The organism is Streptomyces sp. AV19 (assembly GCF_015999245.1).
GTDB lineage: Bacteria > Actinomycetota > Actinomycetes > Streptomycetales > Streptomycetaceae > Streptomyces.
In genome coordinates, this window is the sequence record NZ_JAEAMR010000006.1 from 320,330 (window position 1) to 339,003 (window position 18,674).

The following is an 18,674-nucleotide window of genomic DNA, read 5'->3' on the forward strand; positions in this document are numbered from 1 at the left end:
GAAGCCGCGTTACGGGCCCCGGGGCTCGCCCCGGAAGAAACGGTGAAAGGGCGGGTCCGGGGCAAAACCCCACAAGGATCACAAAGGATCACACCCCGTCCACATACACCCACCGCCCGTCCTCCCGCACGAACCGGCTCAGCTCCTGCTGGGAGTCCGGCACACCCCCGGGCAACAGACAATGCGCCCGGAACTCCACCGTCCCCTCCGCGTGGAACGCCGTCCCGTTCGACGTCGCCAGAATCTCCAGGCCCGTCCACCGCACCCGCCCGTCGAGGTCCAGCGCCTCCGGCCGGGTCGACGAGTGCCACGTGCGGAGCAGGTACGCCGCGTCGCCGACCGCGAAGGCGCTGTAGCGCGAGCGCATCAGGCGCTCGGCCGTCGGGGCCGAGGAGCGTCCGCCGTGGAAGGCGCCGCAGCAGTCCGCGTACGAGGCGGGCAGGCCGCAGGGGCAGGGGGAGGAGGGGGCGATGCTCGGCCCGGTCCTCTCGGTCCTCTTGGTCGTTCTGTTCTTCTTCGGCACGCCCCGATTGTCCCCCGGCGGAACCCGTCCCGCCGCATCGGCGATCAAGCCTCCAGATGGGCGCTCGCGGTTGCGAGCCCTGACAGCCCGGCAGACGGTGGGCACGAACCGGAAAGGAGCCCCCATGCCCGTGAAACAGCCCACCACCGTCGCCCTCGCCCTCTGCGGCTCGCTCGCACTCGGCCTCGCCGGCGCGGCCGTCGCCGTGGAGCCGGTGGCCGCGCCGAAGCCCAGACCCGTCGTGGTCCCCGGCGTCACCGCCCGGCTCGCCGTGCTCGGCAGCCTGGGCGACACGCTGTCCCTCGGCGCCAGGATCGCCAAGGACGCCCAGGCCGCCAGGCCGGACCTGGCGAGGCTGAAGGTCCTGCAGCGTCAGCTCGCCGACGAGGGCGTCCGGTTGCACGCCTCCGCCCGGGCCCAGGCCCAGCAGGAACCGGCCAACCCGAAGAACAAGAAGAAGGACGCCACCACGGACATCAAGGCCACCCTCGACCAGGTGACCAAGGACATCAACCAGCTCCTGGACGACCTGGCGAAGAACCCGGGCGCCGTACCCGGCGACGTCACCAAGGTGGTGGCCGGCCTGCAGAAGCTGCTGACCCTCGTGGGCGGCCTGAACGGGCTGCCCACGCCCGTACCGCTGCCGGTAGGGCTGCCCACGGGGCGCTGAGCGCCTCGGCGTGTCTCAAGTCGCCATTGTTCCGGGCGAGTTGCGTCGGCTAGGGTCGGCGCGTGCGCACGCGCCTGCTCGTGACGATTCTGCCGGCCGCGCTCGTCCTGGCGGCGTGCGGTTCCCCGGACGACCCCGGCCCCTCGCCCTCGTCCCCACCCCCGTCCCCGGCCCGTGCCGACGGAGCCGTACTCCTCCACCGCCCCGGCGGCCGGACCAGCGCCCAGAACCCGGCCTTCTCCCCGGACGGCAAGTCCCTCCTCTTCACCGTCTTCCACGACGGCTACAACGAGGGCGCCGCCGCCCTGCGGACCCTTCCCTTCCGCGGCGATGCCGCCCGGGAGAAGCCCCGCACCGTCCTGGACGAGCACGACCGGGCCGCCGTGAACCTCCCCGGCGCCAGCTGGCACCCCTCGGCCGGGCTCACCTTCACCTCCGACCGCGCGGGCCGCGACGAGGTGTGGACCCTCGAACCGGGCTCCGGACGGAAACCGGTGCGCGTGACCGAACACGACGGGGACACCGGCTACCTGGAGCCCAGCTTCTCGCCCGACGGCCGGTGGATCGCCTTCCAGGAGAGCAAACAGAGCCAGGAGAGCCCGGAGGGCACGGGCGACAGCGGCGGCGAGGGCTCGATCTGGAAGATCCGCCGCGACGGCACGCACCGCACCCGCCTCCTCGACGGCCCCGCCACCCGCACCGACAACCGCCAGCCCAACTGGTCCCCGAAGGGCGGCCGCCTCGTGCTCCAGCGGCGCGAACGCGGCCGCGACTGGGCGCTGTACGTGATGAACGCGGACGGCACCGGACTGCGCGGGCTCACCGACGTCCCCGGCGAACACACCGACCCGAGCTGGTCGCCCGACGGGAAGTCCGTCGTCTTCTCCTCCACGGCCGGCGGGCTGGACCTGCCGCAGGTCTTCGTGGTCCCGGCGGCGGGCGGGAAGCCGGTGCGCGTCACGCGCGATCCCAAGTCGTATGACGGTGCGCCCAGTTGGTCGCCGGACGGGAAGTGGATCGCCTTCGAGTCGCATCCGGGGGACGAGGACCGGCCGTCGACGCTGTGGCGGGTGCCGGCGCCCAGGAGGTGAGACGGCCTCACGCGCCCACCGCGTGCGCGCCCCCGTCCACGTGCACGATCTCGCCGGTGGTTCCGGGGAACCAGTCGGACAGCAGCGCCACGACGCCGCGGGCCGCGGGCTCCGGGTCCTCCAGGTCCCAGCCGAGCGGCGCGCGGCCCACGCTGGCGTCCGCGAGCTCCTTGAACCCGGGGATGTTCTTCGCCGCCGTGGAGCGCACCGGCCCCGCGGAGACCAGGTTGCAGCGGATGCCCCGGGGGCCCAGGTCCCGGGCCAGGTAGCGGGACGTGGCCTCCAGCGCGGCCTTGCTGACGCCCATCCAGTCGTAGTGGGGCCAGGCCAGTTGGGCGTCGAAGTCCATCCCGACGACCGCACCGCCGCGCCGGGACAGCAGCGGGAGCACCGCCTTGGTGAGGGACTTGAGCGAATAGGCGGAGATCTCCAGGGACACGGCCACGGACTCCCAGCCGGTGTTGAGGAAGTTGCCGCCGAGCGCGTCCTGCGGGGCGAACGCGATGGAGTGCACCACGCCGTCGAGCGCGGGGTCGTCGCCGAGGTGTGCGGCAACGCGGTCGGCCAGGGTGTCCAGGTGCTCCCGGTCGGTCACGTCGAGGTCCACGACGGGAGCCGGCCGGGGCAGCCGCTTGGCGATCAGCTCGACCAGGCTGCGCCGCCCGTAGGCGGTCAGGACGACCTCGGCGCCCTCCTGCTGGGCGAGGCGCGCCACGTGGAACGCGAGGGAGTCCTTGCTGAGGACGCCGGTGATCAGGAGGCGCTTGCCGTCGAGTATTCCGCTCATGACTTCAGTGATCCTTTACAGGGGTGAGGTACCGGGGTGGCGGCGCGCGCCGGTCAGGCGCCCAGGGTCGCCCCGCCGTCGACCGTGAGTTCGTGCAGGGTGATGTGCGAGGCCGCGTCCGACAGCAGGAACGCGACGGCCTCTGCCACGTCCTCGGGCCGCGCGAGCTTCCTGAGCGGGATGCCGAGCTTGAACACCTCCGGGCGCCCCTGGATGGTCGCCGCGCGACCGGAGTCGCCGTCCAGCATGGACGCGAGCATCGGGGTGTCGGTGGAGCCGGGGGCGACGACGTTGCACCGGATCCCGTGGCGGGCGACCTCCAGACCCAGGGACTTGGTGAACTGGGCGGCGGCGGCCTTGGACGCGGCGTACGCGGCCATCTGGGCGCGCGGGGTGTTCGCCGCGTTGGAGCCGACGGTCACGATGGCGCCGTGGCGGCGGGCGACCATCCGTTCGGCCACCGCCCGGCTCACGTGGAAGACGCCGGTGGTGTTCACGGCGAACACCGCGGCCCAGTCCTCCGTGGTGAACCCGACGACCTCGCCGACGCGCAGCACACCGGCCCCGTTGACGAGGTAGTCGAGCGGCCCCAGACGCCGTTCGACGGCGTCCACCACGTCGTCGACGGCCGAGGCGTCGGTGACGTCGGCGGTGAAGACGGTCACGGCCCCCTCCCCGTCGCCGTTCCCGCCGAGTTCGGCGACGAGCTTCTCCAGCGCGGTGGCGTCGCGGTCGACGGCCGCGACCCGCACGCCCCGCCTGCGGAGTTCCGCGACCACGGCGGCACCGATGCCGCTGGCCGCGCCGGTGACGAGGGCCGTCTTGTTTTCCATGGCTTTCTGCATCGCTGCACTGCTCCCTGTTGAGTCGACTGTGTGCTCGCGAACCATGCGATCGACCGAGCTCCCCCGTTTTCAGGACGTGGCTTCTCAGGACGTGACCGGACGGTTCCGGTCAGACGACCAGACCGCCGTCGACCCCCAGGACCTGTCCGGTGATGTACGCGGCGCGGTCCGAGGCGAGGAAGGAGACCAGGTGGGCGACGTCCTCCGCCTCCCCGAACCGGCCCAGCGGAATGCGGCCCTTGAGCTGGTCCCTGGTCTTCTGCGGCAGGGCCGCGGTCATGTCCGTGTCGATGAAGCCGGGTGCCACGACGTTGGCGCGCACCCCGTAGGAACCGCACTCCTTGGCCAGGGCCCTGGTGAAGCCGATGATTCCGGCTTTCGAGGCCGAGTAGTTGGTCTGGCCGGCGTTGCCGTGCACCCCCGCGACGGACGACAGCGTGATCACACAGCCGTTCCTGCGGCGCACCATCCGGGAGATCACCGCCCGGCACATCGCGTAGGTGCCGTCGAGGTTGGTGGTCAGGACGGCGTCCCACTCCTCGTCGGTCATGAAGGCCAGCGGCCGGTCGCGGGTGATGCCCGCGGCGCTGACGAGCGTGTGCACCGTGCCGAGTTCCCGCTCCGTGTCCGCCGCGAACCGGCGGGCCTGTTCGGGGTCGGAGACGTCGACGGCCCTGGCGTACACCCGCGCCCCTGCCTCGCGGGCCGCCTCGACCGTCCCGTCGGCGGCCGCGGAGTCGGACCGGTAGCAGAAGGCCACGTCGTAACCGTCCCCGGCCAGGCGGGACACGACGGCGCGGCCGATGCCCCGGGAGCCGCCGGACACGAGGGCCACCCGCCGCTCGCCGGCGGCGGAGTCGGGGGAGGGGGCGACCGGCCCGGTCATGCGTTCGCGAGCTTCTGCTCGAGCAGGTCGCGGACGTGCAGGAGCGTGCTGATGGCCTTGAGTTCGTCGTCGCTCATCTCGATGCCGTAGCGGTCCTCCAGGCGGGTCGCGATCTCCAGGGTGATCAGCGAGTCCATGCCCAGGTCCTGCACGAAGTGGGCCTCGTCGGTGATCTCCTCGGCGGGCAGGTCGAAGGTGACCGCCAGGAGCTGCCGGAGTTCCTCCAGGTCGACGACGGTGGCGGGGGCGGTTTCGGACATGATGGTGTTTCCTCTCGGGTGTGTGGGTGTGCGAGACGGGAGGCGGTGGTTCAGGAAGCGTGCGGCGGCGCGAGGAAGAGTGCCACCGCGGCGTCGGTGGCCTCGGACGTGGCGAGCGCCGGTCCGTGTCCGCCCCGGTCGAACCAGGCGGTGGCGGCGGCGCATTGGAGCACGCCGAGCGCGCCGGAGCAGTGCCCCAGCCGGGCCTGCAGGTCGAGGACGTCGTACGGCGCGCCTTCGGCCGGGGCCCGGTCGGTGAGCAACAGGCCCGTACCACCGGGGGAGTCGGCCGCCGCGCGGCGCACTGCGTCGTCGAGGCCGGGGGCGCGGCCGTATCCCCGCAGGACCGCGCGGGGCCGCGCCCCGCGCCGGGCGGCGTGTTCCGCCGATTCGAGGACGACCGCCGCCGCGCCGTCGACCGCCGTGGTGCCCAGCAGCTTGGCCACGACGTCGTTGTGCGGTTCGACTCCCACGACGACGGCGACGTCGGCGCGGCCCACCGCGATCAGGTTGCGGCCCCAGTGCAGGGCGTCGAGGCCGCCGGCCGGGCCGTTGCCGAGCCCCACGGTGGGGCCGCGCAGGCCGTAGTTGATGGCGATCCAGCCGACGATGCCGCTCGTTGAGGTCTGCGGCAGGCCCGTCGCGCTGAGCGCGCGGGAGCCCCGCAGGGCGGCGGTGTCGACGTATCCGCAGACGCTGTCGTAGTTGCCCGTGTTGGAGCTGACCACCACCGCCGTGGCGGCGGGGTCGGCCGTGAAGCCGTCGGACGCGTCGTACAGTCCGGCGTCCTCCAGGGCCGGTCCGACGGCCCGCAGGGCGAGCCGGGTCGCGCGGTCCTTGTGCCGGAGGTCGCGGCCGGTCAGACCGGTCTCCGGATCGAAGCCGCCGTCGGCCGGCGCCGTCCCCAACAGGTCGGCCGCGCCGGACAGTCCGGGTACGGCGAGCCCCGTTCCGGTGACGGACACGGTGCGCGCAGGGTCGTTGCTCATGCCTTCTCCACCACTGCCACGGCGTTGATCCCGCCGAATCCGAACGCGTTCACCTGGGCCAGGCGGATCTCCGCCGGGGCGCTCGCGCCGCGCACCAGGCGCAGCCCGGCGGCCTCGTCGATCGGGTCGGTCAGCCCGGCCACGGGCGGTACGGCGCCGTGCCGCATCCCCAGCACGGCGGTGATCAGGCTGAGCAGGCCGGAGCCGCCGAGGGTGTGTCCGACCGAGGACTTGGCGGCCGTCATGAGGGGGCCGGGGGCCTCGGGGAAGACCTCGGTCATCACCGTGGCCTCGGTCTCGTCGTTGCGGGCGGTGCCGGTGCCGTGCAGCATGACCAGGTCGATGTCGCCGGGGCTCACCCCGGCGCGGCGGTGTGCCTCGCGGACGGCGGTCGTGATGCCCGCGGGGTCGGGCGCCGTGGGGTGGACGGCGTCGCAGTTGAGTGCCACCGACCGCAGCCGCGCGACGGGCGGTTCGCCGCCGGTGCCGGGCTTCCTGAGGACGACGGCGACGGCGCCTTCCCCCATCACCATGCCCTTGTGCGTGCGGTCGAAGGGGCGCACCGCGTCCGGGACCAGTGTCTGGGCGCGGTCCATCGCGGCGAAGGTGGACTCGGCGATGGAGTCGACGCCGGCGACGACCACGGTGTCGGCGAGTCCCAGCTCCAGCAGGTCCGCCCCGAGCCCGAGCGCGTACAGGGAGGCGGCGCAGGCGTTGGCGTAGGTGTAGCTCGTGACGGCGTTGAACCGGCGCCGCAGCGCGGGCCCGAAGTACAGGTCATCATTGGCGAGTTCGGCGCCTTCGCGCCACCACAGCTCCAGGCTGCGCTGCTCGCGCAGGGTGGTGCCGACGAGGACGGGGACGTCGGTGAGGTCCTCGTCGAGTCCCGCGTCGGCCAGTGCCTGGGCGACGGCCGTCAGCAGCCAGCCGGTGGCGCGCAGCGGCACGTCGCGGCCGTCCGCGGGCAGGTCGTCGATCGGGTAGGTGTGCCTGGCCCGGTACCTGCCGGAGTCGAAGATCCGGGTGGGGGCGAGTCCTTCGCGGCCGGCCCGCATCGCGGCGAAGCTCTCCTCGGCGTCGGCGCCGAGGCTGGTGACGGCGGCGAGCCCGGTGATGTCCCACGTCACGCGCCCGTCACCCGCTCCCGGAGGCGGCGGACGGAGACCTTGCCGCTCGTCGTCGTGGGGAACGAGTCGAACAGCTCGACGCGCGAGGGCCGTTTGTGCGCGGGCAGTTCCCCGCGCGCGGTGGCTATGACCTGTTTGCGCGTGCGCTGCGCGTCGAAGCCCTCGGCCACCTGGACGCAGGCGACGGCCTGTTCGAGGCCGCTGTCGTCGCGGGCGGCCACGACGGCGCACGCCGCGACGCCCTCGACGCCGCGCACCACGTTCTCGATCTCGGCGGGGACGACCTTGTAGCCGCCGAGGTTGATGATGTCGTCGGCCCGGCACAGGTAGGTGAAGGACCCGTCGGCCTCCTGCCGTGCCAGGTCGCCGGTGTACACGCCGCCGTCCACGAACGAGGACGCGTCGAGCCCCTCCCGGTTGACGTAGCCGAGGGCGACGGTGGGGCCCGCGATGTGCAGCCGGCCGTCCTGCCCGGGGGGCAGCTCGGCGCCGGCGGTGTCGCGCACGGTGGCGCGGACGCCGGGCACGGGGAAGCCGAGCGGGCCGTCCGTCCGGCCCCGGGGCGGGGTGGTCAGGGCGACGTGCATGACCTCGGTGGCGCCGAAGCAGTCGACGAGGTCGGCCCCGGTCATCTCGCGGATGCGGGCGGCGAGTTGCGGGGGGCAGTGCTCGCCCGCGGTCGTGCACAGCCGCAGCGGGCCGTACACGTCGCGCTCCTCCTCGCCGAGGGCCAGCAGCGCGGCGTACAGGCGGGGGACGGAGGACAGCACGGTCGGACGGTGCGTGCGCAGCGCGTCGACGGTGACGTAGGGGTCGACGGTGCCCCGCACGAGGGCGGCACTGGCGCCGGCCGCGAGGACGCACAGGAAGGCGTTGCCGAATCCGTAGCCGAACGACAGGCGTGCCGTGGTCAGGAAGCGGTCCTCGGGGCGCAGTCCCAGGGTGTCGCCGAACCCGTCGATCATGGCGATGACGCCGGCGGCGGAGTGCCGGACCCCCTTGGGCGTTCCGGTGCTGCCCGAGGTGTACTGCACCAGCGTCTCGCCGTCGGCGGGCCAGACGTGCGCCGGTCCGGCCGCGGCGGGCCGCAGGACGGCCGGCGGCCGTGTTCCGGCGAGGTCCCGGCGGACGTCCTCGCCGTCGACGAGCGCGCGGCCGGCCTGCTTTTGGCGCAGGGCGGAGCGTTTGGCGTCGGTGCCGTCGAGGTGGACGATCCGGGCCGCGCAGTCCTCGGCCGCGAACGCGATGTCGTCGTCGCCGAGCAGGGGGCTGACCATGACCGGGACGGACCCGTTCCACCAGTGCCCGAGGACGGCCACCACGGTGGCCACCGAGTCCTCCGCCAGCACGACGCCGCGCGTGCCCGGCGCGACTCCCGCCTCCGCCAGGGCGCCGGCGTAGCCGCGGGCCGCCTCGTACAGGGCAGCGTAGGTCACCGCGCCCACGTCCGGATCCGTATAGGAGAGCTGCTCGCCCCGTCCGGCGGCCAGTTGGCGGCCCACCAGGCGCTCGACGAGGTCGTGCCCCCGGGCGTCGAGGAGCGGCAGGACGTCGGACACGGAGCCGATGCGCGACGCCTCCCGCGCCGGGAGGGCGAGGCCGAACTCCTCCCGGATGCGGGTGACGGTCTCCACCTTCTCCAGGGAGTCCATGCCGAGTTCGTCCACCCACCGGTCCGAATCGCCCACTTCGGCCGCTTCCATTTCAAGAACCGTTGCCACGATTTCGCGGAGGCGATCGCGTGCGGCGCTCGCTCGTGTAGTCAGTGGGGCTTCCGTGGTCACTGGTGGCTTCCCTTCCTGCCGGTGGCCAGAAAGCTATTGCGGCGCCGGCCGTCGCGGGAACCGCGTGAAGAGGTAGGCCGCCACCGGGCCCACCTACTCGATCAGGTAGTGCCGCAGGTCAACGCGCCGAACTAACGTCGTCCGCAGACGTGGTGCGACACATCAGGCGCACCGGATCCCGATCGAGGCCAGGTGAAGATGCCGCTCACGACGCGAACCATGCTCGACCAGGAGACCCGAACGCGCATTCATGAGGACCCCTCCGTGGGCGGCGGGAACGCCTGGCGCAAGGCCCTTGAACTGAGCCCCCACCCGGAGGCGGTCTGTCTGGTCGCCGACCGTCCCATTTATCACCTCGACGGGACGCGGCAGTCGGAATTCAGCCTCGTCCAGCTCGACGAACTCGCCGAGGCGTGGGCGGCGTTCCACTGGGACCGCGGCGTGCGCGCACGCGACCGCGTCGTGGTCTACATCGAGGACTCCTTCGACGACCAGGTGCAACTGGCCGCGCTGGCCCGGATCGGCGCCATCCCCCTGCTCATCAACGGCCGCATGGACCCCGCGCTCGCGCTCGGCCTGATGGCCCGGGTGGACCCGGTCGGCCTGTACACCGACGCGGACCGGCTGGCGCTGCTCGACGGCCGGCACGAGAAGCTGGCGGGCCTGCGCTGGACCGTCACCGACGAGGAGGCGCGCGGCCCGGGCCGGCGCACCCTCCCCGACGGCGCGCTGTACCGGCACGCCGACGACGACCCCGTCTTCCTGTGCCACTCCTCCGGCACGACCGGCAACCCCAAGCCCGTCATCTGGGCGCACCGGCAGAGCCTGCACGGCCCGGGCTGGCGGCTGTCCGTGCCCGAGGCCCCGAACGTGCTGCTCTCGGCGGCGCCCCAGTCCCACTCGTCCGCGATCGCGTACACCTTCTACTCGCTGCTGTGCGGACTGCCGCTGATCTCCTTCTCCGACCAGACCGGCGCCGGAGTGGCACGCGGCGCCCGGGAGCACCGGCCGACCCGCATCCTGGCGTTCAACCAGACCTACTCGGAACTCGCGGGCATGGAGCTGGACCCCGAGGACTTCACCTCGGTGCGCGAGTGGCAGAACACCGGTGACGCGGCGCACGACGCCCACATCCGCAAGCTGCTCCGCCACGGCCACCACCTCGTCGACGGCGAGCGCAGGCCAGGTTCGGTCTTCAGCGACGGCCTCGGCTCCTCGGAGCTGGGGTGGGCGACCCTGCGCCGCTACGTCGACCGGGACACCCCGCCCCGGCCGCGCTTCCTGGGCAACCCGGTTCCGGCCGGCGAGGTGGCGGTGCTGCGCGAGGACGGGACCGAGGCCGCGGACGGCGAGGTGGGCCTCTTCGGCCTGCGCAGCGCGTCCGTCATCCCCGGCTACTGGAACGACGCGGACACCTACTACCGCGGCAAACTGGCCGGTTACTGGCTCTCCGGCGACCTGGTGTACCGCGAGGGGGACGACTTCTTCCACGTCGACCGGGCCGTGGACGCGATCCGCACGCCCGACGGCGACGGCTACTCGGTGCTCATGGAGGAGATCCTCCTGATGCACCTGGCCGAGGTCCGGGACTGCGCGGTGGCCGCCGGCCGCCTCGACGGCACCCCGGCGCCGGTGGCCGTGGTCAGGGCGGCGGAAGGAGCGGACCCCGGGGACCTGCTGAAGCGCGCCAACGCGGCGCTGTCGGCGGCCGGTCAGCCCCCGCTGGCCCTGCTGGAGATCGCCGCTGACGAGTCGGGCATCCCGGTCGGCCCCACCGGCAAGGTCCTCAAGCGCGAGCTGCGCGAGAAGTACGCCGACCTCGCCGACTACGCGGCCACCGGCACGGCGGCCTTCGCCACCGCCGGCGTCGGGGGCGCTGTCGCCCGATGACCGAGACCCCGGCTTTCCCGCGGCAGGAACCGATCACCGACCCGGACGAACTGGCCCGCTGGATCAGCAGACCCGGCGCCCCGGAGACCCTCGCCGCGCGCATGGGCATCAAACTTCTGGAGGCCTCGCCCCACCGCCTGGTCGGCACGATGCCGGTGGCGGGGAACAAACAGCTCTACGGCCTGCTGCACGGCGGCGCGTCCGTGGTCCTCGCGGAGACGCTGGGCTCCATCGGCGCGGCCCTGCACGCCGGCGGCGGCCACATAGCCCTGGGCGTGGACATCAACGCCACGCACCACCGCGCGGTGCGCGGAGGCATCGTCACCGGGGTGGCGACCGCTCTCAACCTCGGGCCGGCCACGGCCTCGTACGACGTGGCCGTCCTCGACGAGGCGGGTAATCGCACGTGCACGGCGCGGATTACAGTCACTCCGAACACTTCGCAGCGCATGCAACGAGGAAAGAAATGACAGATGCTGATTCCCGGGCGACCGCTTCGATCCCTTCGGGCGAGGGCAGTTCCGGGCAGCCGAAAGCAGTGCGGGGCGCGTCCATGGGCGCGGTGCTCGCGGTCCTGTTAGCGGGCACCTTCATCACCCAGTTCGACTTCTTCGTGGTCAACGTGGCGGCGCCGTCCCTCCAGGACGACCTCGGAGCGGGCGGCACGGCACTCGAACTCATCGTGGGCGGCTACGCCTTCGCGCTCGCCAGCGGCATGGTCACCGGGGGGCGCCTCGGTGACCTGCTGGGCCACCGCAGGATGTTCGCGACAGGCATGGCGGGATTCGGAATGGCCTCCCTGCTGTGCGGGATCGCCATGACACCCGGGCAGTTGATCGCCGCACGGCTCGTGCAGGGCTTCACCGGCGCCGCGATGGCGCCGCAGGTCCTCGCCACCATCACCGCGACCTTCGCCCCCACGGAGCGCCCCCGGGCCATCGCCGCCTACGGAGTGACGGCGGGCATCGGCTCGATCGCGGGCCAGCTGCTCGGCGGCCTGCTGCTCGACGCCGATGTGGCCGGGCTCGGCTGGCGGGCCATCTTCCTGGTCAACGTCCCGATCTGCGCGGTCGTCGCGCTGCTCGCCCCCCGGATCCTGCCCGCCTCCCAGCCGCGTCGCGGCACCGGCCTCGACCCGGTCGGGGCGCTGGGACTGAGCGTCTCGCTCGGCATGGTCCTCGTCCCGCTGGCCCTGGGGCACTCGTCCGGCTGGGCCGCCTGGACCTGGCTGTGCATGGCCGGCGGGGCCGTGCTCATGGCGCTGACCCTGGGGTGGGAGCAGCGGCTCGGCACGCGGGGCGGGGATCCCGTCCTCGACCTGTCGCTGTTCCGCGGACCGTCGTTCCGGGCGGGCATCGTCGCCGGCGCGGCCTTCTATGTCTACTTCGGCAGCTTCATCTTCACGCTCACCCTGCTCCTGCAGGGCGGCCTCGACCTGAGCCCGGTCCGCGCCGGCCTCGCCTTCACCCCGATGGGAGCCGCCTACATGGTGACGTCCATCGCGGGCAAGAAGTGGTCGGCCCGCTACGGCATGAACGCCCTCATCGCCGGCAGCGCGGTGACGGCCGTCGGCCTGCTGATCCTCGTCCTGCGGCTGCACACGGCCGGCGCGGACACCGGCGTGGCCTGGATCTGCGGATGCCTGACCCTGGTCGGCCTGGGCAACGGCGTGGTGCTGCCCTCGCTCATCGGTGCCGCCCTGCTGCAAGTGCCCGCGAACAAGGCCGGCATGGCGTCCGGGGCGCTCACCACGGCGCAGCAGTTCGCCAGTTCGGCCGGTGTCGCCGCCGTCGGCGCGCTGTTCTTCGCCGTCGCCGGTGACCGCGCGCCCGGCACCTCGTACGCGGACGCCATGGTGTGGGCCGCGTCCGTGTGCCTGGCCATGTGCCTCGTCGTGATGAGCATGCTGGGGATCTTCCGCCGCATCGCCGGCCGCCCGGCGCCGACGAACTGACGTTCCGTCAGTTCTTCCTTTTCCGTCATCCACCGCCCGGATCCGGGCCCACCTCGCCCGTGGGCCTGGTTCCGCATGCCCCCGTCAGTGCCGCACACCCCGATCCAGCCACCGCAACAGGCAAACCAGGAGGAGTTCCGGCCGTGATCGCCAGACCGCACACCATATGCCTCGTCGGCGCGGGGCCGCGTGGCCTGTCCGTGCTGGAACGACTCTGCGCCAACGCCGGCCGGGCAGCCGCCGGCACGGACGTCCACATCCACGTCGTCGACCCGTACGCCCCCGGAGCGGGCGGCGTGTGGCGCACCGACCAGTCCCGGCAGCTGCTGATGAACACCGTGGCCGGCCAGATCTCGGTGTTCACCGACGCGAGCGTCGATCTGGAGGGGCCGCTGGAGCCCGGGCCCAGCCTGTACGAGTGGGCGCGGGCGCTGCTCGCCGGCGAGGCCGACGACGCGTGCCTCGGCGAGCCGCGCCGTGACGTCCTCGCGGAGGCACGGGAGCTCGGCCCCGACAGCTATCCCACCCGCGCCTTCTACGGGCAGTACCTGCGCTGGGTCCACGCGCGGATCGTGGCCGGCGCACCGTCCTCGGTCACCGTGACGGAACACCGTACCCGGGCCGTGGCCCTGCGGGACGAGCAGGACGGCACCACGGACACCCCCCGGCAGGCCGTCGTGCTGGCGGACGGCACGGAACTGCGGCATCTCGACGCCGTCGTCCTCGCCCAGGGCCACCTGCCGGCCCGGGCCTCGCGCGCCGACCGCGACCTGGCCGCACGGGCGGCGCGCCACGGGATCCACCACGTCCCGCCGGCCAACCCCGCGGACGTCGGCCTCGGCGCGATCCGCCCCGGCCAGGCGGTGATCGTGCGGGGTCTGGGGCTCAACTTCTTCGACTACATGGCACTGTTCACCGCCGGCCGGGGCGGTTCCTTCACGCGGTCCGCCGGGCGGCTCGTCTACCACGCGTCGGGCAACGAGCCGCGCCTGTACGCGGGTTCGCGGCGAGGGATCCCCTACCACGCGCGCGGCGAGAACCAGAAGGGCCCGCACGGCCGCCACGAGCCGCTGCTGCTGACCCCGGAGCGCATCGCCGCTCTGAAGGCCCGCGCCGCCCGGCAGTCCGGCCTCGACTTCGAGCGCGACATCTGGCCCCTGGTCGCCAAGGAGGTCGAGACGGTCTACTACCGCACCCTGCTCGCCTCCCGGCAACTCACCCTGCAAGCACGGTGTTTCGAGAGCGCGTACGTGCACGCCCCGTGGGGCACCGGCGAGGAGCAGCGCATCCTCGACGCCCACGACATCGGGGAGAAGGACCGCTGGGACTGGGACCTGCTCGCCCGGCCGTACCGGGACGAGGAGTTCAGCGGCCCCGCCGCCTTCGAGTGCTGGCTGCTCGACCGGCTGCGCCAGGACGTGGCCGAGGCCCGGGCCGGCAACGTGCACGGTCCGCGCAAGGCCGCCCTGGACGTGCTGCGCGACCTGCGCAACGAGATACGGCAGCTGGTCGACCACGGCGGACTGCACGGGGACTCGCACCGCGACGCTCTCGACGGCTGGTTCACCCCGCTCAACGCGTTCCTGTCCATCGGTCCGCCGACGCGGCGCGTCGAGGAGATGACCGCCCTGATCGAGGCCGGCGTCCTGTCCGTCGTCGGTCCCGGGATGCGGGTGGACGTGGACGGGGCGACCGGTGCCCTCACCGCGCACTCGCCCGTGGTGCCCGGTTCCGGGGTCCGTGCCGAAGCCATTGTCGAGGCCCGGCTGCCCGAGATCACACTGCGCGGCACCGGCGACGCGCTGCTGCGGAGCCTGCTGGACGCGGGGGAGTGCGCCCCGTACCGGATCAGGACCCGGGACGGCGGGTGGCACGAGACCGACGGGCTCGCCGTCACCCCCCGCCCCTTCCGGCTCCTGGACGCCCGGGGCCGCGCGCACCCGCGGCGCTTCGCCTTCGGCGTGCCCACCGAGTCCGTGCACTGGGTGACCGCGGCCGGCATCCGCCCCGGGGTCAACTCCGTCACCCTCACCGACTCCGACGCCATCGCGCGGGCCGTCCTCGCCTGCTCCGGCGCGGCCCTGGACGGCCGGGGCGCCGGACGGACAGGGGCGGTCGCCTGAGCCCTCGCGCAGCACCGCCGCCCGTACCCAGGAGCGGGAGCCGGATCCCCACCCGGCTCCCGCTCCTGTCGTTTGCGCTTCGTGTCGTTCGCGTTGCGCAAAGAACGGCCCGGCTCCCGGAGGTGACAGTTCCGGGACCAAGTGCGGACCGATCATGAGCCGTCGCGACCGCGAACCCGTCCGTTCGGCCCGCCCGGCGGAGGGCGAATCCGGCGTTCCCCGGTTGTTCCCCCGGGCTTCGTCCGCCATGAACCATCCCTCCATGGCCGCCCGTTGGGCAAAGTATTCCAACGCTCCCATAGTGGTTGGTACCTGAACGTAGTTTTGCCTGGTCATTAGTGCGGCGTGGAGTACCATCTCGTGCGTTGCCCCCACGGCCGTCGGCGCGCGCTCAGGCGGTATGCCGTAGCGCTCGGTCGGCCGTACTCGTGCGTAACTTGGAGCGAGGTGAGCCGATTTGATTGTGACGGATTCTCCGGGCCTGCGTCGCCCGGTCAACTGACTATCAAAATCGGCCGCTACACACTAACGGGTGTCAAGTGCTCGATGACGTCATCACTTCGCGCCAGATGCTTTCCCACGCCCATCCGGAACTCGACGAGCTGTCCGCGGGTGCTCGGCAGTTCGTCCAGGCAGCCGCCCTTATCGGGGAGGAATTCACGCTGCAGGAGGTCGCCCAGCTGCAGTCGGTGACCACGCTGAGCCTGCTGCCCTCGCTCGACGAGGTCCTCGCCGCCGGGGTGGTCGAGTTCGCCGGCGACCGGCTCGCGTTCGCCTCGGCGGAGGCCCACCGGGCCCTCCAGGAGCAAGTCCCCAGCCGGGTGCGGCACGTGCTTCTCCACAGCGTCTCGCCCTCGCACCGGCACGAGGCGGCCGATCCGGCCGTTCCGGCCGTTCCGGCCGTTCCCGAAGAAGAGCCCGTGATTTCTCCGGATAACTCCCCGGGTGCCGCCGAGGAATTACTGTCCGGGCTGTTCCGGGCGGAGAGCGCGGCGGGGGAACGATTGTCGTCCTCCGCGGAGAAGGAGTTGCACACCGCCCTGACCCGCCAATTGTCCGGCTTGACCGATGTCGCCGCGGCCGGGAACGAGGCGGATCTGGTCGTCGGGCTCTTCAAGGACGACGCGCGGGGGCGCAAGGACCGGGCCCGGGAAATCCTGCGCGCCCACCGGGCCGCGCCCGTCTCCGCGATCGCCGCGATCGTGCTGTCGAATCTCGAGTGGGCCGCGGGCTCGCTCGACGAAGGGCTGCACTGGGGCCGTGAGGCGCTCCGCCTGGCGAACGGCGCCCTGCCCGTCACCTGGCGGCCCTATCCGTCGCTGGCACTCGGGGCCAAACTGAATCAGCTGGGACGGTTCTGCGAAAGCGCCACCGAAATCGGCCGGGCACGTGCCCTGGCCGAACGACTGCGCCACCACAGGGCCATCGCCGATTCCATGATCGCGAACGGCCGGGTCCTGATGGGCCGGGGCCACATGGCCCAGGCCGAGGCCGAACTCGGCTCGTCCGTCTCCCTGGCGCACCGGCTCGGCGACAGCACGACCGCCTCCCACGGGCTGGCACTGATGTCGCTGATCTCCCTGGCGCGGGGCGAGAACGGCCGGGCCGCCGACCAGGTCTGGCGGGCGGGCACGGAGCTCGCCGGGAGACCCCGCGCGGCGCTGGTCGCCCACCAATGGGCCGACGTCCGCGTGTCCGCCGAGCACGCGGATCCGCGCAACGCCGTGAAGCTGCTCGTGGGCCGCTACCCGGAACTCGTCACCGAGCCCTCCCTGTTCCTGCGCGACCACGCGGCCGCCGCCTGGCTCGTACGGCTGGCCCGGCGGGCCGCGGACACCTCGCTCGCCGCGTCCGCCGTCCGCGCCGTGGAGCGGCTGGCACAGCCGTCCGCCGCGGACCCCGCGTACACGGCGGCGGCGCTGCACGCCTGGGCCCTGCTGCACGACAACGTCGAGGCCCTGGAGTGCGCGGTCCGGCAGCACCGTTACCCCTTCGCGGCGGCCGCGGCGGACGAGGACCTCGGCATGCTGCTCATGAGACGCGGGGGCCGCGACGCGTCGGTCGGCAAGCACCTGCGCGCCGCCCGGGACCGCTACCGCTCCATCGGCGCCAGCGCCGCCGCCGGCCGGGTCGAATCCGTCCTCCGCGAGCTGGGCACCGGATTCTTCCCGCCGCGGTCCTCGCACCAGGCTCCCCCCGCGGCCGTCTCGCTCGACGACCTCACGGAGGCCGAACTCCGCATCGCCCACCTGGTGGCGGGTGGCATGACGAACCGTCAGGTCGCCACCCGCCTCGGCCGCTCGCCGCACACCGTCAACTACCACCTCCGGCAGATCTTCCGGAAGCTCAACATCGGCTCACGCGTCGAACTGGCCCGGCTGCTGGACTGACGCCTCGGGCAGGGGCCGGTCCTCGAGCAGGAGGGCGAGCGCGAGGGCGAGCGCCATGAAGGGCACCGTCCAGGTGAAGACGGAGCGGAACGCCGCCGCGTCCGGGGCGGAGGAGCGCGTCCCGGCGGTGAGGACCGCGCCGAAGAGGGCGGCGCCGAAGGCCCCGCCGAGGGAGCGGAAGAAGTTCAGGACACCGGTGGCGGTGCCGATGTGCTCCTGGCCCGCGGAGAACTGGCCGACCAGGATGCAGACCTGGACGAAGAAGCCGATGCCGACGCCCACGACGGCCAGCGGGACGACCAGGGCGACGGTCCCGGTGCTCCGGTCGGCCCGACCGAGGACGGCCATACCGGCCGCGACGAGGACCGCCCCGGCGACGGGATAGACCTTGTAACGGCCGGTCCGCGTGATGAGGAGCCCGGAGATCACCGCGGCGGCCACCAGGCCGAGGAGGAGGGGGACGACGTGGAGCCCCGCGGTGAACGCGGACTTGAGCTGCACGGTCTGCAGGAACATCGGCATGTACAGCATGGCCGCCATCAGTACCATCGCCACGAGCAGGAACTGGGCGGAGACCAGGCAGAAGTCGGCGGAGCGGAACAGGCGCAGCGGAGTGACCGGCTCGGCCGCGCGCCGTTCGACGGCGAGGTAGCAGGCCAAGGAGACGACGGCGAGGGCGGCCAGGCCGAGGACGACGGGGGACGACCAGGGGTAGTCGTGCCCGCCCCAGGTGGTGAACAGCATCACGGTGGTGGTGAACACGGTGACGGTCAGGGCGCCGAGGATGTCGACCCGGCCGTTGCCCGGCGGGGCGGGCAGGCGGAGTTTCATGGCGACCGCGATGAGAGCGACGACGCCGATGGGCAGGTTGACGTAGAAGATCCAGCGCCAGGAGAGGCCGTCGGAGAACGCGCCGCCGCACAGTGGACCGGCGATGAGGGCGAGGGCGGCGACCGTGCCGAGCGCGGCCTGGAGCCGGGCGCGGCGGCGCGGGGAGGCCAGGTCGCCGGTGATGGCCATGACCAGCGAGGTGATCGCGCCGCCGCCGACGCCCTGCAGCGCCCGCGAGACGGCCAGCACGGGCAGGGTGCGTGCGATGCCGCTGAGGAGGGACCCCACCAGGAAGACCCCGATGGCCAGTTGGAGGATCTTCTTGCGGCCGTACAGATCGCCGAGCTTGCCGGAGAGGAGGGTGGAGACCGAGCCGGTGAGCAGATAGGCGGTGGCGATCCAGGAGACGTCGGCCCCGGCGTGGAGGTCGGCACCGATGCCGGGCAGGGCGGTGGCGACGATCGTCTGGTCCAGGTTGGCCATGAACAGCGCCAGCATCAGGGGGATCACGAGCACCATGGGGC

Annotated in this window: 16 protein-coding genes; 7 read left to right on the forward strand and 9 right to left on the reverse strand. The window is 72.8% G+C overall.

All coding sequences use genetic code 11. From position 1 onward, the window contains the following. Positions 1–88: 88 nt before the first annotated feature. The gene (locus tag I5Q34_RS34550; protein ID WP_277965412.1) at positions 89–523 is read right to left on the reverse strand and encodes a YchJ family protein; all 435 of its coding nucleotides are present in this window, start codon (positions 521–523) and stop codon (positions 89–91) included. A 124-nt stretch (positions 524–647) separates the two neighbouring features. On the opposite strand from I5Q34_RS34550, the gene I5Q34_RS09245 reads away from it, so the two are divergent. Both I5Q34_RS09245 and I5Q34_RS09250 read left to right on the forward strand, forming a co-directional pair. Then, a complete protein-coding gene (locus I5Q34_RS09245) occupies positions 648–1,193 on the forward strand; it encodes a hypothetical protein (RefSeq protein ID WP_199891703.1) in 546 nt (181 codons plus the stop codon). 62 nt (positions 1,194–1,255) lie between these two features. Further along, positions 1,256–2,284 carry a PD40 domain-containing protein gene (locus I5Q34_RS09250; protein ID WP_199891704.1) on the forward strand — a complete coding sequence of 343 codons (1,029 nt, stop codon included), beginning with the start codon at positions 1,256–1,258 and terminating at the stop codon, positions 2,282–2,284. Positions 2,285–2,291: 7 nt separating this feature from the next. Here the strand turns inward: I5Q34_RS09250 and fabI are convergent, their stop codons facing one another. The 7 genes from fabI to I5Q34_RS09285 form a co-directional block, all read right to left on the reverse strand. Then, on the reverse strand, positions 2,292–3,071 hold the full coding sequence (fabI, locus tag I5Q34_RS09255) for an enoyl-ACP reductase FabI (RefSeq protein ID WP_199891705.1): 780 nt from the start codon (positions 3,069–3,071) through the stop codon (positions 2,292–2,294). Between the two features lie 53 nt (positions 3,072–3,124). After that, the gene (locus tag I5Q34_RS09260; protein WP_199891706.1) at positions 3,125–3,904 is read right to left on the reverse strand and encodes a 2,3-dihydro-2,3-dihydroxybenzoate dehydrogenase; all 780 of its coding nucleotides are present in this window, start codon (positions 3,902–3,904) and stop codon (positions 3,125–3,127) included. 121 nt (positions 3,905–4,025) lie between these two features. Next, positions 4,026–4,802 carry a 3-oxoacyl-[acyl-carrier-protein] reductase gene (fabG, locus tag I5Q34_RS09265; RefSeq protein WP_199891707.1) on the reverse strand — a complete coding sequence of 259 codons (777 nt, stop codon included), beginning with the start codon at positions 4,800–4,802 and terminating at the stop codon, positions 4,026–4,028. Further along, entirely contained in the window at positions 4,799–5,062 is a 264-nt protein-coding gene (locus I5Q34_RS09270; protein ID WP_199891708.1) for an acyl carrier protein, read from the reverse strand. The genes fabG and I5Q34_RS09270 overlap by 4 nt, the downstream gene beginning before the upstream one ends. 50 nt (positions 5,063–5,112) lie before the next feature. After that, positions 5,113–6,051 carry a beta-ketoacyl synthase N-terminal-like domain-containing protein gene (locus tag I5Q34_RS09275; RefSeq protein WP_199891709.1) on the reverse strand — a complete coding sequence of 313 codons (939 nt, stop codon included), beginning with the start codon at positions 6,049–6,051 and terminating at the stop codon, positions 5,113–5,115. Next, positions 6,048–7,178 carry a beta-ketoacyl synthase N-terminal-like domain-containing protein gene (locus I5Q34_RS09280; protein ID WP_199891710.1) on the reverse strand — a complete coding sequence of 377 codons (1,131 nt, stop codon included), beginning with the start codon at positions 7,176–7,178 and terminating at the stop codon, positions 6,048–6,050. Before I5Q34_RS09280 ends, I5Q34_RS09275 begins: the two co-directional genes overlap by 4 nt. Then, on the reverse strand, positions 7,175–8,962 hold the full coding sequence (locus I5Q34_RS09285) for an AMP-binding protein (RefSeq protein ID WP_277965413.1): 1,788 nt from the start codon (positions 8,960–8,962) through the stop codon (positions 7,175–7,177). The genes I5Q34_RS09280 and I5Q34_RS09285 overlap by 4 nt, the downstream gene beginning before the upstream one ends. 219 nt (positions 8,963–9,181) lie before the next feature. On the opposite strand from I5Q34_RS09285, the gene I5Q34_RS09290 reads away from it, so the two are divergent. From I5Q34_RS09290 to I5Q34_RS35755, 5 genes are all read left to right on the forward strand, one after another. Continuing rightward, complete coding sequence (locus tag I5Q34_RS09290) at positions 9,182–10,852, forward strand: class I adenylate-forming enzyme family protein (protein ID WP_234428628.1); 1,671 nt, start codon at positions 9,182–9,184, stop codon at positions 10,850–10,852. Continuing rightward, positions 10,849–11,322 (forward strand): hotdog fold thioesterase, encoded by a 474-nt coding sequence (locus tag I5Q34_RS09295; protein WP_199891713.1) that lies wholly within the window; start codon positions 10,849–10,851, stop codon positions 11,320–11,322. Before I5Q34_RS09290 ends, I5Q34_RS09295 begins: the two co-directional genes overlap by 4 nt. Next, entirely contained in the window at positions 11,319–12,806 is a 1,488-nt protein-coding gene (locus I5Q34_RS09300; protein ID WP_199891714.1) for an MFS transporter, read from the forward strand. Before I5Q34_RS09295 ends, I5Q34_RS09300 begins: the two co-directional genes overlap by 4 nt. Before the next feature lie 143 nt (positions 12,807–12,949). Beyond that, entirely contained in the window at positions 12,950–14,929 is a 1,980-nt protein-coding gene (locus I5Q34_RS09305) for an FAD/NAD(P)-binding domain-containing protein (protein WP_277965414.1), read from the forward strand. Between the two features lie 539 nt (positions 14,930–15,468). After that, positions 15,469–17,319: a helix-turn-helix transcriptional regulator gene (locus I5Q34_RS35755; protein WP_199891715.1), complete on the forward strand. Its 1,851-nt coding sequence runs from the start codon at positions 15,469–15,471 to the stop codon at positions 17,317–17,319. On the opposite strand, the gene I5Q34_RS09315 is transcribed toward I5Q34_RS35755, so the two are convergent. Next, positions 17,287–18,669, reverse strand: a complete 1,383-nt coding sequence (locus I5Q34_RS09315) for an MDR family MFS transporter (RefSeq protein WP_199891716.1) — start codon at positions 18,667–18,669, stop codon at positions 17,287–17,289. The two genes, I5Q34_RS35755 and I5Q34_RS09315, sit on opposite strands and share 33 nt — an antisense overlap. Positions 18,670–18,674: the final 5 nt, after the last annotated feature.

Excerpts from the sequence above, each read along its gene's own strand:
- I5Q34_RS09315 (WP_199891716.1), bottom strand. The coding sequence starts at position 18,669 with ATGGTGCTCGTGATCCCCCTGATGCTGGCGCTGTTCATGGCCAACCTG.
- I5Q34_RS09275 (WP_199891709.1), bottom strand. The coding sequence starts at position 6,051 with ATGAGCAACGACCCTGCGCGCACCGTGTCCGTCACCGGAACGGGGCTC.
- fabI (WP_199891705.1), bottom strand. The coding sequence starts at position 3,071 with ATGAGCGGAATACTCGACGGCAAGCGCCTCCTGATCACCGGCGTCCTC.
- I5Q34_RS09245 (WP_199891703.1), top strand. The coding sequence starts at position 648 with ATGCCCGTGAAACAGCCCACCACCGTCGCCCTCGCCCTCTGCGGCTCG.
- I5Q34_RS09295 (WP_199891713.1), top strand. The coding sequence starts at position 10,849 with ATGACCGAGACCCCGGCTTTCCCGCGGCAGGAACCGATCACCGACCCG.
- I5Q34_RS09290 (WP_234428628.1), top strand. The coding sequence starts at position 9,182 with ATGCTCGACCAGGAGACCCGAACGCGCATTCATGAGGACCCCTCCGTG.
- fabG (WP_199891707.1), bottom strand. The coding sequence starts at position 4,802 with ATGACCGGGCCGGTCGCCCCCTCCCCCGACTCCGCCGCCGGCGAGCGG.
- I5Q34_RS09300 (WP_199891714.1), top strand. The coding sequence starts at position 11,319 with ATGACAGATGCTGATTCCCGGGCGACCGCTTCGATCCCTTCGGGCGAG.
- I5Q34_RS09260 (WP_199891706.1), bottom strand. The coding sequence starts at position 3,904 with ATGGAAAACAAGACGGCCCTCGTCACCGGCGCGGCCAGCGGCATCGGT.
- I5Q34_RS09270 (WP_199891708.1), bottom strand. The coding sequence starts at position 5,062 with ATGTCCGAAACCGCCCCCGCCACCGTCGTCGACCTGGAGGAACTCCGG.